We start from the raw sequence: 17,395 nt of genomic DNA, 5'->3' as shown, positions 1-17,395 counted from the left end.
GTGAATATATTGTAAAACTAACCCTAACTGTAAACGGTACTCCTTACAGTGTTTCCATTGATAAAAACTCAGTAGCTAATGGTGTGACACTCGGATGGCTGGCGGAAAATCCATATTATGCTGGACTAAATACTGTTGGTTATGAATTGAACCTCGTGCCCAAAAGCCAATATGCCTCAGACTTTTATCATACATTAACAAATACTAATAGCACTAAAAGAGCCTATTTTTACGGCGCAGAATTTTCAATTGCTGTCCCAATTAAAAAGGCTGGTGGAACGTTAGATTTGACGAAGTTTTCATGGATTCATAAAAAGAATTGCGACGATCCTCAGTATTCCCAATCACAAGTTGATCAAATAGTTTATGATACCTATAATCAAACATATTTGTATACAACTATGGACTTCAATTATATCCCTTAATAAATATGTAAACCCGTTAGGCTTATACCTAGCGGGTTGTTTTTATCTCTGCTTTAATACAAATTTCTGCCGGAAGAACCGGCCACCATTAATCTTAATCGACTTCGGTGTTTATCCCTACACCACACCTCCATAGTCCATCAAGTGACCCACTGGATCAGGATCGAGACAGAACCAGACGATGTCGCAATTAAGAACCTAAACTATCTTGGTCAAAATCATCTCCTCTTTAAGCACTTTTGAATTCTTATGCTAAAAGTGGCCCTACTCTCGAAATCACTTCGATATCAACTTTATCCCTATCACGTTCATTAAAATATACTACGATGCCTATGTTATCGTCTCTGATAGTTATTTTATCATGATCTTTTTTAGAGCATTTCGCGTATCCGCCGCACGCTTAAACAAAGCCGAATTCGTTAACAATAGGAAAGCAAGGCGATCACCGGTAAGGAGGGTTCATATGAGTGACAAGGAACGCAAGGTTCAGAATGACACAGGCAATGAAAAGAGCAGCCTGCCAGGCGGTCAGCAGCAAGCCGAGGATACCACCGACGATGGCTTGAAATCCGCCGAAGAGCTGGAGCAAGCCGCGAAGCTGGTCGATGCCATGGAACAGCCGGACAGCTTCGAATACTAAACGGCCGTCAGCCGGCAGATGCGCTTCGCTACAGAGAAGCACATCTGCCGGCATAACGGCCGTTTTTTTAACGAGAGGAATACGTCCTAATCACTACATTCTCAAAGACTGCCGTTCCGCCTTCCGCGTACAGGCTGATCCCTTGATCCTTCGCATCCGGAAAGACCAGATTGGAGAAGACGGTCTCCCCATCATCCACGAACACCTCAATGCTCAACCGATCGACGAAGATCGTCAGGTGAACCTTCCTCGCGTCCGGACTCAGCGGCGCTCTGCTCTCGGCACAGTCCCCCGTCCGGTCAGGATTCCCCGTTGAACCTCTGTTCACATACAGATACCCGCCCTCTGCATACACGCCAATGTCCGCATGTGACTTTCCATCCGGCGATTCCATCAGCCTGAAACCGGTATTCCGGATGCTGCTCCAGGAAATATCTGCATCCAGCCGATAGGCGGCTCCCGCAGGATGCAGACTTTCATTCCCCTCAAGTTCGATGCGCGGATACACCTCTGTCCCCAGTGTCTTTGATTGCAGCGCAGGCAAGGCTGTAGACAGCAGCGTATACCCGTCTTCCCGGTGTGCGAGCCGAATCTCGCGAACGATGGAATCCATACCGTTGTACCCTTCCCGTACCGACGGGTTGTTGTCCGGATAATCCCAGCTGTTCATCCAGGCCAATGCATAGCGGTGATCGAAGAGATCGCCAGCCGCACCGTCCTCGAAGGTGACCGCTCCATACCAGTCGAACCCGTAATCGAGCCACTGCGGCTCTGTCCGGTCAGGCACAAAGGCTGTTCCGTCAAAGCTGCCGGTCCAATATGCATACGTTCCCGGCTTGCCCACCCCTTTCCCGTTGGCACTGACGCCGAGCACATAACGGTACTGCCCGTCATCTGCACGCAGCACATACAAATCCGGACATTCCACGAGTCCGATATCTTCGGTCACGAATCCGCTCACGTACTGCCACTCCTTCAGGTTCGAAGAGGCATAGAAGCCGATCTTGTCACCCTCCGCAAGCGTCATGACCCATTTGCCGGAGCCATCGTCCCAAATAATCTTCGGGTCGCGGAAATCGGCACTGCCGGGATTGGCCAGCACAGGCTCCGTCCTATAGGGCATAAAGGTGTCTCCTCCATCCGAGCTGTACCACAGAAACTGCTCCTGCTTCCCGCCATTCCCCGATGGCTGGGTCAGAATGGCGATGAACGCGCCCGGCCCAAAGCCCGCCGTATTCTCTTCATCCACGACGACCGAACCCGACCAAACATCTCCGTTCACCGTCGTGAATTTCGGAATGGCAATTCCTTTATCCTGCCAGTTCACCAGATCGCTGGATACCGCATGACGCCATTCCGTACCGCTGCCTGATGGATAGTCTCCATTGTACAGGTAGTAATAGTGATACTGCCCGTTCGCATACACCGGCCGCTGCGGGTCGTTCTTCCACTTGTCCGGAACCGTAAAATGGAAGAGCGGCCGCAGACCATCTTGCTGAACATTATCATTGTTATACGTATTAATGGATGACTTTCTGATATCAGACTTCGCATCCTTGTTCAAGGACGGTTCATATCCGGCAAGCCATACCGCGATCAGAAAGCCGGCAAGAATCATCGCCCCCGCGGCCCTCCGTCCCTTGTACGTCATTCGATTACTTGATTGTCAGCTGGCCCTGCTCCAGGATGCTGCCTTCCACAACCGAGGTTTTGGAGTTCTTGATGTTCAGCACGAAGCTTGGAGCGAAGGTGGACTTGCGGTCGCTATACAGACCCCGGTTCGTCATATAACTGGTGATAACGACCTCATTGCCGGTTTCCTGCGGAATGGCGAAATGCGAATACGTCCAGGTGACATCATTAGGGTCCAGATCCATATGCAGGACAAGGCCGGTTTTGTTCAAAGGCTTGTAAGGTCCGGTAAGCGAATTCGACTCATAGCCGAGCATGTAGACATCCTCTGCGCCGATTCCGTCAATCGTCATTTTGGCGCCACGGGAGTCGGTGAACAGATACCATTTGCCGTTCAGCTTGAACACATTCGCCCGTTCGATTTCATCCGTTACCGTATTGGAGGCGATCAGCGGACTCATGACGCGCTTCAGGGTATAATCGTCGTTAAGCTCAATGATGCCAAGCGAACCGTTGGCGAGCTCAGCCAGCCATTTGTTGGGACTGCTCAGGAGCTTGCTTTTCTCGTCATTAAAAAACTTGGTGCTGCCGCCATAGAACACCTTGTTATTAAAAGCATCCTCACCCTGGTAGCCGTCTTCCGTACCTGTGTTGGATTCAAACACCAGATACTTATGCCCTTGATCTTCCACATAATGCGGATCTCTCAGTGTGTGGTTATCGGCATAGTTGCCGCCGCTAAAGGCTTGATCGACCGTCTGGTACAGCTTGCCGTCTCCGTCAAAAATCGATTTGAGATCCTCAACGCCGTCCACTTTCAGCGTTTGTTCATCTGGCTGAGATACATTGATCTGGGCGGTAGTCAGCGTCTGCTTGCCGAAGAAGCCGTTCGCCGGGTCCCAGCCTTGACGATTCGTATAGAACAACCGGATCTGGCCATCCGATGTCAGAGTCGCCGAGCCCGACCATTCCTCCGCCTGATTATTCAGAATCGGATCATTTGAAACATATTTGTCGCTATCCTTGAACACGCGGCCGGCATTCTTCCAGGCATCGATCGAGTTATCGCCCGCTTTTTTGTAGAACAGATAGATGAAGGTGTCCCATCCCTTCTTCGGATCGCCCGCCAGCGCGAATACGACTTGATAGCCATTGTAATTCGCGACCGTGCCGTCCGCGTTCTGCAGCGGCCAGCTGTCCCATACATCCAGATCGATCAGATTCCCGTTCGAATCATAGCCTTTCGCGGAAGGAATGTTCTTGATAGACGAAGCATCGAACTGGGGAACCTTGAACTGCGCACTCTGCTGCTGCTCCGGAATATTCAGCATATCCGCCCGTGTGATATGGGAGATTCCGTATGTTTCTTTATAATCGGCACTGTTCTTCCCTTGTGCAAAAGCAGAAGTCCCGCCTCCTGCCAGCAGAACCGCTGTGCAGGTTACCGCCGTTGCTTGTCTTGCCAACTTTTTGATGTTCATTGTTCAATCTCCTCTTCTCTCCATTTTGGTTTTGCTCAACAAAAAAAGACCTAAAATTCCCGGAATGAAATTCAGATAACGCGCTGAATTCTCCCCGAAGGATTTTAGGTCTTGCCTGCCGAGCAGTAACAATCCCACAATGTGAAGTTGTCTCGCGGTCTATTCTATCGATAAAAGCGCGGGTAAGGCTATAGACGAAAGTGCCCAATTCCAAACCGGGACTGTGGCCTTATTGCCAACTCAAAGTTGTTATTACATGGAAGACAACCCTCTTGTAGCGTCCTCCATCCGGCGGCCGAGCCGGTTGATCTCAAGCGCCAGTAGTACAAGCTGGCTGTCGGTAAAGACGTAACCGTAATCGTCGTCAACCTCGTCCGCAATCCGACAGGCCTGTCCATAGACAAGCGGATAGCGCTCCTTGGCGATTCTGACGATTTCCGGGTCCAGCTCGCCTCGAGGTATGCCCGTAGTATCGTCGGACTGCAGCATATTTTCCAGCTGATTCACCAGCCGTTCGTAGTTGGCCGACTGCCGGTTCAAGTGGACTCCGGCCTCTCTCTCCACTCCTTCCGTTATATCCCGGATCATAGCGGCCAGCTCCGGAGAAGAGTGACAAGCTCCTGTGTTGGCCCAGGCGGTGTGGATATGCATGGCAATATAGCCGACCTCATCCTCGGGAATCTCCACCTGAAGCTTCTCGAGTATAAGACATTTGGCGTATTGGCCGATTTCGAATTCCCTCGGATACAGAATGCGGATTTCCGCAAGCAGCGTATGCTGGATCAGCATGCCTCTGCTTAACCGCTCAAGAGCATAAGTCAGATGATCCGTCAATGCGATATGTACAGGCTTGTTGAAGGTGACTCCCAGCTCTTGTTCTGCATGCGCGATGATCCGCTCTGACACCGCAATTTCTTCCTCGGGCAGCGACCTCAGCATTTCCTGCAGATGGCCGTACTGATCCGCATCGTCTTTGATAAAGACCTTCTCGATTCGGTCGGGATCGATGATATCGTTCTTCCCTTTTTGATAAGCAATCCCGGAGCCCATTATAATCTTCTCTTCACCGCCGTCGAGCGCGACGACCGCATTGTTGTTCAGAATTTTTTTGATCTTCATGATAGTCTCCTGTGCTTGGCCTGACCAAGATGCGAAATCCCCGCGGGAAGCCGAAACTCCCGCCCCCCGAGCGCCCAGGTGACGGCAAAAGCCGTGCCTGCTGCGATCACAATCCCGATCAGGTAATGAATCAGGTTGCTCTGCCCTGCCGGAATGACAAAGGCCAGCATCGGAATGCCAGTCAGTCCGAACGAATTGGCGACTACCTGATGATAAGCAACGTAAGCCCCGCCTGACGCACCTCCGGCAGCCGCACCAAGAAAGGGATAGCCCCGCCTTAGATTGACGCCGAACACCACCGGCTCCGTAATGCCGAGAAAAGCCGTGACCGAAGCCGTAAGCGTAATCCTTCTCTCGCTGTGATCCAGCGTTCGGGCATACACAGCGAGCCCCGCTCCTCCCTGGGCGATATTGGCCATCGACCAGATGGGCAGCAGGAAGTTCACGCCGATAGCTGGATTCGAGATAAGCCCTGCCTCAATCGCTTGAATGCCCTGGTGCAGGCCGGTTAATACGATAAATCCGTAGACACCGCCCAAGATAAGGCCGAAGAACGTTCCTCCAAGCCGGAAGGCTTCCTCCAGCGCTCCGCTAAGCAGGGCTCCCATATGCCCCGTAATCGGACCGATGAACATTACCGCAAGATAACCGCCGAGAACAAGGCTTAAGAAAGGGACGATCATTGTCGCAGCCGAGGACGGCACGATCCGGCGAAGCCCCTTCTCGATCAGCGACATCAGCAGAACCGCCACAATGATCGGGATCACGGTCCCCTGATAGCCAAATTGCGGTCCGCCTGCCATCATTGCGTCGCTGACGGCGGGGGCAACCGCAGGTCCAATAGGCAGCAGACCCGGCCGGGTCATGATCAGCCCGATCGCGGCTCCGAGCGCAGGTGTGCCTCCAAACCTTCTGGCGGCATGATAGCCGAACATAACGGCCAGAATTTGAAAGGCGGCCCCGGTCAGCATAACCAGCGTCTGGAACCAGAGGGCCCCGCTGGAGGCTACGCCGAGCGCCCGGATGCCGCTGAGCAGACCGAGCAGAATGCCGACCGCGACGAACAGCGGTATCATCGGAATGACGATATCGGACAGCAATGAGGCAGCAGCAACGGAGCGGCGCAGAAGCGCTGCTATTCCGGTTTCTTTTTGCGAAGGCAGCGGTTGTAGTGATTGCTGCGATTGCAGCGGTTGCGGTGTCTCCGGATTTGAAGCCGGACTCTCCCCCGGTTCCTGAAGGAGCCGGACAATGTGGCGGTGTACTTTATACACCATAGCCGGTCCCACAATAATCTGAAGCTGTCCGGACTGCTTGAACGCACTCTGGACTTCCTTGATACGGCCAAGTTCGGCCTCGTCAGCCAGTTCAGGCCGCCTTAATCTGAGGCGAACCCGGGTCGTACAGTGCGTAATCTCCGTTATGTTGCCGTGTCCTCCGGACAGCTCAACCAGCTGATTGGCAAGCTCCCGGACCGATACACGGCCCGCGTCGCCCTCATTATCGTCCCTAACTCTTTCATGTGTTCCCTGCTCCATGACCCTCCCCCTTCCAGCTTCACTGAGCACTCGATCGATAGCCCCTGTAATCTCTGTCTGCAAAGGCGTCATCATCTTTCAAGAGTGGACACATCGAAAAAACTTTTACCCCGAAACGGTTATTCCGGCTATCCTTCCAGCAGGGAAATTACTCCACACACTGGAAAGGATCAGCCGAAATAACGGTAAAAGTTACAGATTCGTCATATGTAAGGGTTTGTTTCATTTTCCCAATGATCCGGTTGAAAAGCAATGGTCAATACTTACCACTCAAGAGCAGTACGATATACCCATATCAAGCAAGGCAGCCTACACATTGTTCCCGAGTACATCCAGATAATCCCTTGAACACTCTGCATCCAGATACCTGCAAAAGTCATCAATAGCGGCGTTTATCGCGTCAAGCAGCTCACTCGTAACCTGTACATTTGGCTCCCACCACCAGCTTTTAATCTTAAACGGAGCCCTTTTGAGTACCCTTTCAGGCTCAAATCTGGCAATCAGCTGATCACCATAGAGCACAGGAAGTACATAATATCCATATTTGCGTTTCTCGGCAGGAGTATACACTTCCCATCGATACTCAAAATCATACAGCTGTGCAACCATTTCTCTATCCCAGAGAAGGTTATCGAGGGGAGCCAGGAATTTCACTTGCTTGCTGCTATCGACTTTTTCAAAAAGAGAGATATCCTCCTTGCGCACGTAAAAAGGACTATTAATCTCTTCGACCTGCAGCCGGACGATTTCGCCTTCTTCCAGCAATCTGCTAAGCGTTTGTTCTCTTTTTACCTTGTTCGAGAGGAAATGTCCTTGCCACGCACCGCCTGTCCGGTCCCACAAAATCCCGGTACTGCCGATCCGGCGCTTCACATACCAGGTCAAATAATCGTCATCATCTGCAAAATGATCCTGCTGCTCTGCAAGTGAAGGCAATATCTTTTTCGTAAAATCATACTGCTTCTGTGTTCCATTCTTGTTAACGACACATAGCTCGCCAATGGTATAAAGATAATCCAATGCGGCGCTGGATAGTTTCTTATGTCCCCAGCTGCCCTCCAGGGAGTGCCCGCCTATGGAAAGATCTTTTGTACCCGTTGCACCGTTTATTAAGACGAAATCACGCACTTCATCAAGTATTTGGAGAGCATCCAGCTGGTTTCGATGACCCAATGTGTCGGTTACAGCAATACCTCTTGCCGCTCTAATTCTTGCGAACTTGGGGAATTCCTCGGTCATGTAGATGCACATTTCCTTATCAAAGCCGTCAACCAGCAGACGCTCCTTGTACAGAAGATTGTGCAGCATTTCCGGTTTATAATCCTTTATTTTAGACTGGAGCACCAAATCTGCATTTCGGCCAACCACGTTCAGAGGGTCATATTGAATGCTTCCCGCCTTGGCAAAATACTTGATAATCCCGTCTGAACCGCAGTATTGCTGACTGCCATTCAAATTGTGATAGCTCGCAAGAAATTGTCTGGCGTCGTTCTTAGAAAGGATTTCTGTTCTCATGTTCGCCTCTCCCATAGTAATGATCTAACGCGAAGGATTTCATCGGAATATATCCTAGCTTCGCAAGCGTCTCTCTTCGAATAACGGCCTCATTTACCGCTTTTGTAACGATCCATTCGACACCGAATTCTTGATAAAAATGAATATGGGCTAATTCCAGTACAGCGCGTAAGACTTCCTCTTCCTCATATTTGCTCATGACATCGATACGCAGAATGCCATGCACCCCATAAAAATAAGCTGCCCCCCGATTGAACATTTCAACGGTTCCTATGATTTCATTAGTAGAATTCAGGATGATCGTCATCCGGACGTATTGCTTCGTTTCATAGCAGAACTGCCAGAAATCAATGCCCTGTTTCATGCGTTCGGGGGTCGTATAGAAGAATGTATCTCCATTACAGTTGTCTGAATTGAACAAGGGAACCGCTTTCTCGTCTGAATAACAATTAAGAAGCTCCAGCGTGTCTTCCTCATTGGTATGCCGCAGTGTTATCTTTTCATTGTGAAAAACAGGACAGTTCTCGTAAATTTTGTACATAGTATCACCCTTTTTTGTCTTTATTAGAACAAAACAATGGCGACAACAGTATGTCATACTTGTTGATATTGCTGCAAAATATCCTGACAAGTGTTTACGATTTTCTGCTGAAGCTCCTTCGGTTCGAGAACTGTGATTTTGTTGCCAAAAGAAAGCACAACCCCATACCAAAACTGCTCGTTATCGGGAACGGAAAGCGCCATGATGACATCGCCATTTTCAAATTCGCTTTCGATGGCTCCATTCAAATACTCCATGCATTTCACCTTGATTTCTTTCCGGCAATGAAGCTTGAGATGAATATATGTTCGCTGATCCCCCTGCTTCTCCCATTGCTCCTGTGCATGCTCCGCATGATGCTCCATGCTGTTGTTCCGATTGGTGATCTCGATCTGCTCCATACGTTCAAGCTTGAATATGCGGTAATCCTCATACTTGGGAAAATAACATAACAAGTACCAAGCGTACCATTTATACAATGCGGCTATGGGTTCAACTTCAAACTTTTTTTGCACATTGTCGGCATTCGTATAGGAAAAGGTCACCGTATGCTTGTCCTCTATGGCCTGATTCAAGATGGAAAGCTTATGGTTGATCCTCTCCTTCTCGCTCAGAACACCAAAATCCAGGATCATATTCGACGGCTTTCCGCCTGATACGGTTTGAATTTTCTGAAGTGTGGAATGGACTTCCTTGCTGTTATATGCAGTAGCCAGTCCTTTCAGCGCGGTCACGATATACGTGTAGTCGATAGCGCCTGCAACTTGCCTCTCCATTCTAAAAGTGTCGTGGATTTCGTATCCGCCCTCTGCGCCATAAGTGGATATGACGGGAATGCCAGCCATGCACAACGAATCGATGTCACGGAGAATAGTTCTGACGGATACCTCAAAATGCTCAGCCAACACCTGTGCATTTACCTTTTTATGATTAAGCAAGTATATCGTAATTCCGAGCAATCGATCGATCTTCATAGGCATTCATCCATTTCATGATTTTTATGAAATCGAATACAGACGATATTATAACGTACGAAGGCCGATCCCACAGTTAAAAAAAACTGACGCCTGCATAAAATGTACCGATTCTCTCAAAGTGGAACGTGTTGCCCGTTGTGGAGTGATTTTGTTAAGATAATTAGAAACATAGGCTGGGAGCTGAGAAATCATGAATTCACCTGACCTACTACGACCCATGTATGAAGCCGCAGCGAAATTCAAGGCGCTTAAATGCTGGAACTGGCTATCGAATGGACATATATTTGGCGTTCAAAATCCGGACAACGGCGAAATCGGCTATTGCTGTGTTATGGGGCAAGGCGGTGAAATGTTCGGGATGGCAATCTACCCGGGAACCGAGGGACTGGATGAGGTCTTTGCTCTGATGAATGGTGAATTGAAGGAAGATCCCCTGTATGCCCAACACTGCCTTCTGCTATCATTCGATGCTCGTGATGAGCTCTACCCTGATGAATACAAGCAGATCAAAGCTCTCGGACTCTCATTCCGGGGACGCACAGCGTGGCCTACCTTCCGATTATACGAGCCTGGTTTTGCGCCCTGGCCCGTGACAAGCGAAGAACAGATCCGTTTCTTCACTCTGTGTCTGGAACAAGCATCGGCCCTTGCCCTTGATACGAAGGATGATCCGGATTATTTGTTCAAAGGGGAAGGAGAACGGTTACTGGTTCGTGTTCCGAAGCCGTCGAGCAATGATGCTCTGATCTGGGAGAGCCAATGGCTTGAACCGGGAGCACATATGGACCAGACGCAGCCTCCCGTTGATGAATTACGCTGTGCGCGTATTCGCAATTACCCCAAGCGTCGTGAGCTGATATGGGAAGCAGGCCTTTTCTACCTGCCTTTTCAGGTCATGTGTGAAGATGGGAGACCTTCTTACCCGAGACTGCTGCTCATTGCCGACTCCTCAACCGGAATGATACTCCATTCGGAGATCGAGCAAGGCAATCAATACATTCGGCATGGAGCCGAGAGCCTGTTGTCGCTTCTGGAGAATACACAGTCCCGTCCTGACAAGCTGGTATTTATGAATGAAGATATGGCCCAGGATTGGATCGAAATGCTGCAAGCAATGGATGTGGAAGGCTATTTGAGCCAAAGTCTCCCGATTCTCGAAGAAGCGGTCCATGATATTATCCGCAGTTTCGGTTATTAAAAAGAGCACGCGATCGCAGAATAAGCCCCGGTCCTCGCGGACAACCGTGCGAGAACCGGGGCTTTGCTGTTCGTGGATTGGAAGCTTAGGCTTCCTGCGAGTCCGGCGTTTCCTTGGCCAGCAATTCCCGGACAGCTTCAAGTCCCGTAATCGGCTCCCGGCAGGTAAAATCCTTACAGACATACGCGGTCGCCTGCCCGTGAAGCGGCTTCTTGTCCTGCACATGCGGCAGCAGCGCCGCCAGCTCATCGCCGGGCTCATCCCAATGAATGAGCAGCGAGGCTTCCGGCTGGTAAGCCTGCTGTGCAAGGGCAATCATACTGTGCATGGCGGGATCATCCTTCCTTCCGGCAAGCACCCACTCCGAGCCGCCGTCCGTCAACGTAAGCAGAGACAGCAGGAACATGCCATAGCTCGCGGGATATTTCGCCGCCGCCCGGGCCAGAACCTGCGCCGCCTGCTCCGCCACGCCCTTCAGCTTGACGTCCTGGGTAATCGCCGCCAGCTTCCAGAGCGTCTTCACCGCCACGGAGTTGCCGGACGGCATCGCTCCGTCATACAGCTCCTTGCCGCGGACTGGCAGTTGTTCCGCATCCCGTCCGCTGAAGAAGAACCCGCCTTCCTCTTCGTCCAGGAAGAGGGATAGCAGCCCGTCTTTCAGTTCAAGCGCCCATTTCAGGTATACGGCTTCGCCGGTCGCTTCATACAGTTCGGTCAACCCCCACATGAGGAAGGTATAGTCGTCCACATACCCGAGATGCGCGGCTTCGCCGTCCCGGTAGCGGGCCAGCAGCCGGCCGTCTTCCCTGCGCAGATTCTCCCAGATGAAATTCGCTGCCTTCTCCGCGATTGCCGCATACTCAGGCTCCTGCAGGGCTTTGGCCCCCTTGGCGAGCGCCGCGATCATCAGGCCGTTCCAGGAGGTCAGCACCTTGTCATCCTTGGATGGATGCACCCGCTGCTCCCGGTACGCGAACAGCTTCTCGCGCCATTCGTCCATCCGTGTGCGCAGTGCCAGCGGCTCCATGTCCAGCTTGTTCGCAAATTCATCGGCCGTTCCTTCCAGCAGGTTCGGAATGCTGAAGCCATTCGAGATGCCTTCTTCCGTAATGCCGTAAATCCGGCAGTACGAATGCATATCCTCCAGGCCCAGCGCCTCCTCGATTTCCTCCCGGCTGAAAATATAAAAGCCGCCCTCCACCCCATCGGCGTCGGCGTCTTCCGCGGAGTAGAACCCGCCTTCCGGCGAAGTCAGCTCGCGTTTCACATAGGCGAGTACGTTTTGCGCCACTTCCGCGTACATGGGCTTGTCCGTCAGTTGGAACGCATCGAGATAAGCGATGGTGAGCAGCGCGTTATCATACAGCATTTTCTCAAAATGCGGAACAAGCCACTGGTCGTCGGTGGAATAACGGGCGAAGCCGAAGCCGATGTGATCGAAGATCCCGCCCCGGCTCATCGCATCCAGCGTCTTCTCGGCCATATCGAGCGCTGCCACCTGGTCGTACTTCCGGGAGTACGCCAGCAGAAATGACAGATTATGCGGCGTCGGGAACTTCGGAGCCTGTCCGAAGCCGCCGAAATTATAATCGAACAGCGTGCTGTACAGCCGGAAAGCCTGATGAAGCAGCTCCTCCGACAGCTCACCGTCCTCTTCGGCTCCGAGATTTTTGCGATTGGTCGCCTCAATCTCCGTCAGCAGCTCATCGCCAAGCTCGGTCAGCTTGTCGCGGTCGCTCCCCCATTTGAGCCGAATCTGCTCCAGAACCTCAATAAGTCCCGGCTGCCCCATCATCCGCCGCTTCGGAAAATATGTTCCCGCGAAGAAAGGCTTCTTCTCCGGCGTCAGCACAACCGTCAGCGGCCATCCGCCCCCGCCTGTCATCGCCTGACAGACCGCCATGTACAGCGTATCGATATCCGGACGTTCCTCCCGATCCACCTTGATCGCCACAAAATGGCCGTTCAAGAGCGCCGCGACTTCCTCACTTTGAAAGCTCTCTTCCTCCATCACATGACACCAATGGCAGGTCGCGTACCCGATCGACACGAACACCGGCTTGTTCTCCGCCTTCGCCTTCTCGAACGCTTCCTCGCCCCAGGCGAACCAATCCACCGGATTATGCGCATGCTGAAGCAGGTAAGGACTCTTCTCATGGATCAGCCGGTTGGTGTACTTCGGTTGAGCGGTTTCTTCATTCATGGGAACAGCCCCCTTGGGTAAAATTTCATTTTTTCAGATCATTATAATATACCCGGGACAGCCGCTATCGATTGAAATGTGAAGATTATGTATAGAAAGCTGGCTTGGGGTGCTAGGGAAGTATCCGTTGAGGGGTTTTGAAAGAGATGTCGGGGGGGTCTTTGTCAGTGAAAGAACCCACATTTATGACATGGCATCAATGACAGGTACGTGTGAATCAACAACTAGCTATACCCAATAGAAAGGAAGACTGGCTTGTTGTCGCGCTTCGCGACTTCAAAAGCCTCTTCGGACCAAGGGAACCAGTTCACCGGATTATGTGCGTGTTGCAGCAAATATAACGACTATTCCTTGGCTAATCTATTGGGTACTTTGTGAGTTGTCATGGGGCATCACCTCTTTTCATGTGGGATTTGGGTAGAGTATTGCTTAGGGTTAGTTTACCCAAATTGGTGGGGAAAGGCTCAGCTTCTTATCTTTACTTTTTTTCGTCTGAGAGTAGCTCTTACAAAACCGCGTAAACAAAGGCTTTTTACGCCCTGTTTTAGGACGGGAGATGGTTTACCTTTCGCTACTCTGAAAACCCATACAATGGCGGCGAAAACAGCACCATTCCAGCATAAAAATAAGGACAAAGCCAAAATAGCCTTGTCCTGTGGGAGAGCGTAACTAATCCGGTTAGTCACGTTGTGGCTCCGTATTTGGTCCTTTTTTGTGATTTGCTTATTAGACATGATTCAAATTACAGCTTCAACCACAAAGCGGGACGGACACCGCCTGTACATTTGCCATCGCTGATGTTGCCTTTCAAAATATTGTTGCCTTGGATACCTATATTACCGTCACCGTGGATGTACACGGCTTTTATATTAACGCGGCCGGGCGACCGGAGCCACCACCACCAAATCCCCCCTTTATAAGCCTCAAGTCTTGCTATTCGCTTACTGTTATTTTCGTCTTTTCTTTCAAACCAATACCTTTGGTTTTTCCCCCGGTTTCGCAGTTTTGAACTGCTATCACCGAAATATTGACACACTACTTCCTCAATACTTAATAAAAATACGCTGTCTTGCGTATCAGCTCCGCCTATTGAACCATACCATTCATTGTCAGGATTTTTATTTATTACCGGAATTATTCTTGATTGATCAGTTGCGTCAAATTTGCCATAAAAATCACCGTTCAGATATTTTCTTAACGCGCAGTCGGCCCATGTTATATCTTTATAAACATCATGGTAAGCGCGTTGTTCTATAATATCTTCGGTTATAATCAAAGCCGTATTGTTTTGTATGTCAAGCACACGCCAATTATAACCACCGAACGATAACGATGAGTCTATTATTATATCTTCCATTTAAGCACTTCTTTCTTAGTAATGAGCATTTTGCATTAATCTAAGCCCTTGCTGTACAAAGGTTTTTCGAGCATAAAAAAGGACTTCACCCCAACTTGGAGAAGTTTTTTGGTGACGAAACCAAAACACTCAAGAGGATGAAGTCCCCTTTGTATATTCTCCAAGAAAGTCTATTTTCCTTTGAGGAACTGCAAAAAATTGAATCGAAAGAACGTCTACCTATCTTTTTCAGCGCTCTGGACTTGAGACCGTATGCGAGACAATTGAGAAATCCTTCACCCCGAGGAGCAGATGGCCACTGTCGCGAAGGAATTCTTCGTGCGTTGCTCGCATCCCCTTTGGAGAACATCGACACGTTCACCGGTTTGCAATACAGACTCGAATTTGACCTTCGTTTCCGTTACCAGTGTGGACTTCGGCTGGATATCCCCGCCCCTTCAATTTCTACGTTAAGCCGGGTTTTTGCCGAGTTAACTCGCAAAAACCTTGCCCAGCAGTTGTTTGAGGATCTTGTGGCTCAGTGCCAAGAAGCTGGAATCATGGACGGAACTCATGTCGCCATTGACAGCGCAGCGATTCACGCCTACGAGAAAAAAGAACCCAAGCGAACTCACCGGCAGTGCCAACTGGGGAGTGAAACTCGATACGTTTGGCAATAAATTCAAGTGGTTTGGCTATAAGCTGCATCTGGCCGTCGATACGAAGAGTGAACTTCCGATTGCCCTAAACGTTACACCTGCTCATGTGAATGATGGCGATGAGGGGCCTACACTCATGAAGCGAACCGCCGAACGATTCAAGCCTCGTTTTTTCATGCTGGATGCGGGTTATGACCAACTGAAAAACTACGAGACAGCTCGAAATGTGAAGGCTCAAGCGATTATTCCAATGAATCCACGGAATGAAAAAGAGCCGCCGGCAGGCATGACAACCAAAGGAACACCTTGCTGTTCGATGGGGTATGCGATGACGTATTGGGGTCAGGAGAAGGAGCGTTTGAAATTCCGTTGTCCACACGCCACAGGAAAAGTCGAGTGTCCTTTAGGGATGGCGGCTTGTTCCCCTTCCAATTATGGGATGGTGGTCAAAGTCAATACGCAGCAAGACCTCCGCCGTTATGCGATGCCGCACCGGGAAAGTCGGGGCTGGAAGGAACTCTACAACAAGCGAACCAGTGTAGAACGCTGTAACTCTCGAATGAAAACCTATTTAACCGCAGACCAATTGCATGTTTGGGGCATTCAAAAAGTCACGACTCACCAATATTTAAATGCAATTGTGCTGCTTGCAACTGCGCTGGCTGTATCGAGACAACGAGTCACAAACGCCGCTTAAATTTTTAACCTTCCGAAAATTCTGCCCGTCTGTCCATTTTCGTCTTGTTCTCTCAAAATCACTTAAGCTTGAGATCTACCCTTATTTTTTTCTGGAAAATGAATTATGCAAAATGCTCAGTAATATGTAATCTGCCTATCCTTCGAACTTATTCTTAACCCTTCTCCTTAATCGGAAACAATAAATCAAGCTGTAAATCTTCCATTTTACCACCTTTTTGCACAAAATTATAAAAATTCAACGTCTCTTCAAACCCTTGGCCCGCAACCGTTTGCGGCGATATCCAGCGTGGGGAATCCCAGTCATTATCATATTTATTGCTTGCGTTAACCCAATCCTTTAACAAACGCCAGTCCTCGAAATCCCACGCCCTCAACACGTGTGCGGCATATAACCCGCCGTCAAAAGTTCGCTTAACTAAAGGCGCGGGGATCTCTAGGTCGGCCGGAATAGATACCCACATCTCATATACATGCGAAGGTTCTCCGAGTACTGCTGCCCCCTTAGAGCAGTCAAAACCAAAACTCCTGGCATCGGGTTTGATTTTTAGCAATCCGCTTTCTGTTACAAATTGCGTTATCATGTCACCCGCTTTACCTTCGCAGCCTTCTCCCGTTGCGTAAGCAGCAGCCACAGTCATAGGCGGCAGATATACAATTCGCACATCTTTGTCCGCCAGTTTCTTTAAACTTTCGTTTGCCTTGTTTAATTCTTCCATTGACTTTTCCTCCTTGAAGTTGATTTTAGAGACAGTCAAGGAATCCACAACCTCCAGTAAACTTGCGTCGTCAGGTAACGCAAATTTCGTATCTCTGAGATTTAGATATTCGACAAAGGCTTTGATGATGTTGCGAATGGTGGAAAGCGCGGTGATTTCATCCTCAATATCCGCAAGGTTACGCTCAAAGGCTTCGATTGCAACACGCGCTTCCGCACTTTGCAGAACCTCGGCAATCTGTTTAAGAGGTATCCGCAATTTACGCAGAACGATAATCTGACGCAGACGTGTGATGGCTTCGGCATCGTACGCGCGGTATGCGGAATCTTCCTTTTTCGCAGGAGTAATCAACCCGATTTGCTCGTAATACCTAAGTGTGCGAGTTGAAATTGAAAAGAGCTTCGACACTTGACTGATGGTTTGCAGTTCGATGACTATCCCTCCTTCGGGAATAAATATACAGGTTAACGCGACGTTAAAGTCAAGAGAGAGTGAGCATATTCGATCAATCGGTTTGGAATAATAGTTTCATTATGTATTTCGGCTACACGACTAAATGAATTCTAGTTTTATCATACTATAAAATGGTATAATAACCATTTCTATAAACACTTTGAACCCGATCACTGGCAGAAGCTTCGAACAATTGATTTACATAAACATCCCACCAATGACAGGTACGTGTGTGTTACCAACATGAGTTATACCCAATAGAT

Annotated in this window: 13 protein-coding genes and 2 pseudogenes; 4 read left to right on the top strand and 11 right to left on the bottom strand. The window is 49.7% G+C overall.

Annotation, left to right across the window (positions count from 1 at the left end; all coding sequences use genetic code 11):
- Positions 1-425: hypothetical protein (locus tag KIH86_RS28615; RefSeq protein WP_223110789.1), on the top strand; the 425-nt coding region annotated here is incomplete at its 5' end.
- 463 nt (positions 426-888) lie between these two features.
- The gene (locus KIH86_RS28610) at positions 889-1,065 is read left to right on the top strand and encodes a hypothetical protein (RefSeq protein WP_223087001.1); all 177 of its coding nucleotides are present in this window, start codon (positions 889-891) and stop codon (positions 1,063-1,065) included.
- A gap of 67 nt (positions 1,066-1,132) precedes the next feature.
- On the opposite strand, the gene KIH86_RS28605 is transcribed toward KIH86_RS28610, so the two are convergent.
- The 7 genes from KIH86_RS28605 to KIH86_RS28575 form a co-directional block, all read right to left on the bottom strand.
- Complete coding sequence (locus tag KIH86_RS28605; RefSeq protein WP_235775671.1) at positions 1,133-2,716, bottom strand: glycoside hydrolase family 32 protein; 1,584 nt, start codon at positions 2,714-2,716, stop codon at positions 1,133-1,135.
- Between the two features lie 4 nt (positions 2,717-2,720).
- Positions 2,721-4,178 carry a glycoside hydrolase family 68 protein gene (locus KIH86_RS28600; protein WP_223086996.1) on the bottom strand — a complete coding sequence of 486 codons (1,458 nt, stop codon included), beginning with the start codon at positions 4,176-4,178 and terminating at the stop codon, positions 2,721-2,723.
- Positions 4,179-4,430: 252 nt separating this feature from the next.
- Entirely contained in the window at positions 4,431-5,297 is an 867-nt protein-coding gene (locus KIH86_RS28595) for a PRD domain-containing protein (protein ID WP_223086992.1), read from the bottom strand.
- Positions 5,294-6,835 (bottom strand): PTS transporter subunit EIIC, encoded by a 1,542-nt coding sequence (locus tag KIH86_RS28590; RefSeq protein ID WP_223086990.1) that lies wholly within the window; start codon positions 6,833-6,835, stop codon positions 5,294-5,296. The genes KIH86_RS28595 and KIH86_RS28590 overlap by 4 nt, the downstream gene beginning before the upstream one ends.
- Before the next feature lie 309 nt (positions 6,836-7,144).
- Positions 7,145-8,350, bottom strand: coding sequence for a DNA glycosylase AlkZ-like family protein (locus KIH86_RS28585; RefSeq protein ID WP_223086987.1), 1,206 nt, complete (start codon positions 8,348-8,350; stop codon positions 7,145-7,147).
- On the bottom strand, positions 8,328-8,714 hold the full coding sequence (locus KIH86_RS28580; RefSeq protein ID WP_223110788.1) for a restriction endonuclease subunit S domain-containing protein: 387 nt from the start codon (positions 8,712-8,714) through the stop codon (positions 8,328-8,330). Before KIH86_RS28580 ends, KIH86_RS28585 begins: the two co-directional genes overlap by 23 nt.
- A 230-nt stretch (positions 8,715-8,944) precedes the next feature.
- Positions 8,945-9,865 carry a helix-turn-helix transcriptional regulator gene (locus tag KIH86_RS28575; protein ID WP_223086981.1) on the bottom strand — a complete coding sequence of 307 codons (921 nt, stop codon included), beginning with the start codon at positions 9,863-9,865 and terminating at the stop codon, positions 8,945-8,947.
- Positions 9,866-10,058: 193 nt separating this feature from the next.
- Between KIH86_RS28575 and KIH86_RS28570 the strand changes: the two genes are divergently transcribed.
- Positions 10,059-11,066 (top strand): DUF7309 domain-containing protein, encoded by a 1,008-nt coding sequence (locus KIH86_RS28570; protein WP_223086977.1) that lies wholly within the window; start codon positions 10,059-10,061, stop codon positions 11,064-11,066.
- Positions 11,067-11,151: 85 nt separating this feature from the next.
- On the opposite strand, the gene KIH86_RS28565 is transcribed toward KIH86_RS28570, so the two are convergent.
- From KIH86_RS28565 to KIH86_RS28555, 3 genes and pseudogenes are all read right to left on the bottom strand, one after another.
- Positions 11,152-13,269, bottom strand: a complete 2,118-nt coding sequence (locus KIH86_RS28565) for a thioredoxin domain-containing protein (RefSeq protein WP_223086975.1) — start codon at positions 13,267-13,269, stop codon at positions 11,152-11,154.
- A gap of 227 nt (positions 13,270-13,496) precedes the next feature.
- A pseudogene (locus KIH86_RS29740) lies at positions 13,497-13,604 on the bottom strand (thioredoxin domain-containing protein); the annotation flags it as partial.
- Between the two features lie 407 nt (positions 13,605-14,011).
- Positions 14,012-14,626 carry a DUF6273 domain-containing protein gene (locus KIH86_RS28555; RefSeq protein WP_223086972.1) on the bottom strand — a complete coding sequence of 205 codons (615 nt, stop codon included), beginning with the start codon at positions 14,624-14,626 and terminating at the stop codon, positions 14,012-14,014.
- Between the two features lie 149 nt (positions 14,627-14,775).
- Here KIH86_RS28555 and KIH86_RS28550 point away from each other — a divergent pair.
- Positions 14,776-15,961 (top strand): annotated as a pseudogene (locus KIH86_RS28550) (transposase).
- A 154-nt stretch (positions 15,962-16,115) separates the two neighbouring features.
- Here KIH86_RS28550 and KIH86_RS28545 read toward each other — a convergent pair.
- Complete coding sequence (locus KIH86_RS28545; protein WP_235775670.1) at positions 16,116-17,087, bottom strand: MerR family transcriptional regulator; 972 nt, start codon at positions 17,085-17,087, stop codon at positions 16,116-16,118.
- Between the last annotated feature and the right edge of the window lie 308 nt (positions 17,088-17,395).

This window comes from Paenibacillus sinensis (assembly GCF_019904155.1).
Taxonomy (GTDB): Bacteria; Bacillota; Bacilli; order Paenibacillales; family Paenibacillaceae; genus Paenibacillus_AQ; species Paenibacillus_AQ sinensis.
The sequence above is the reverse complement of the archived record's forward strand: the minus strand, read 5'-3'. Positions and strand labels throughout refer to the sequence as shown.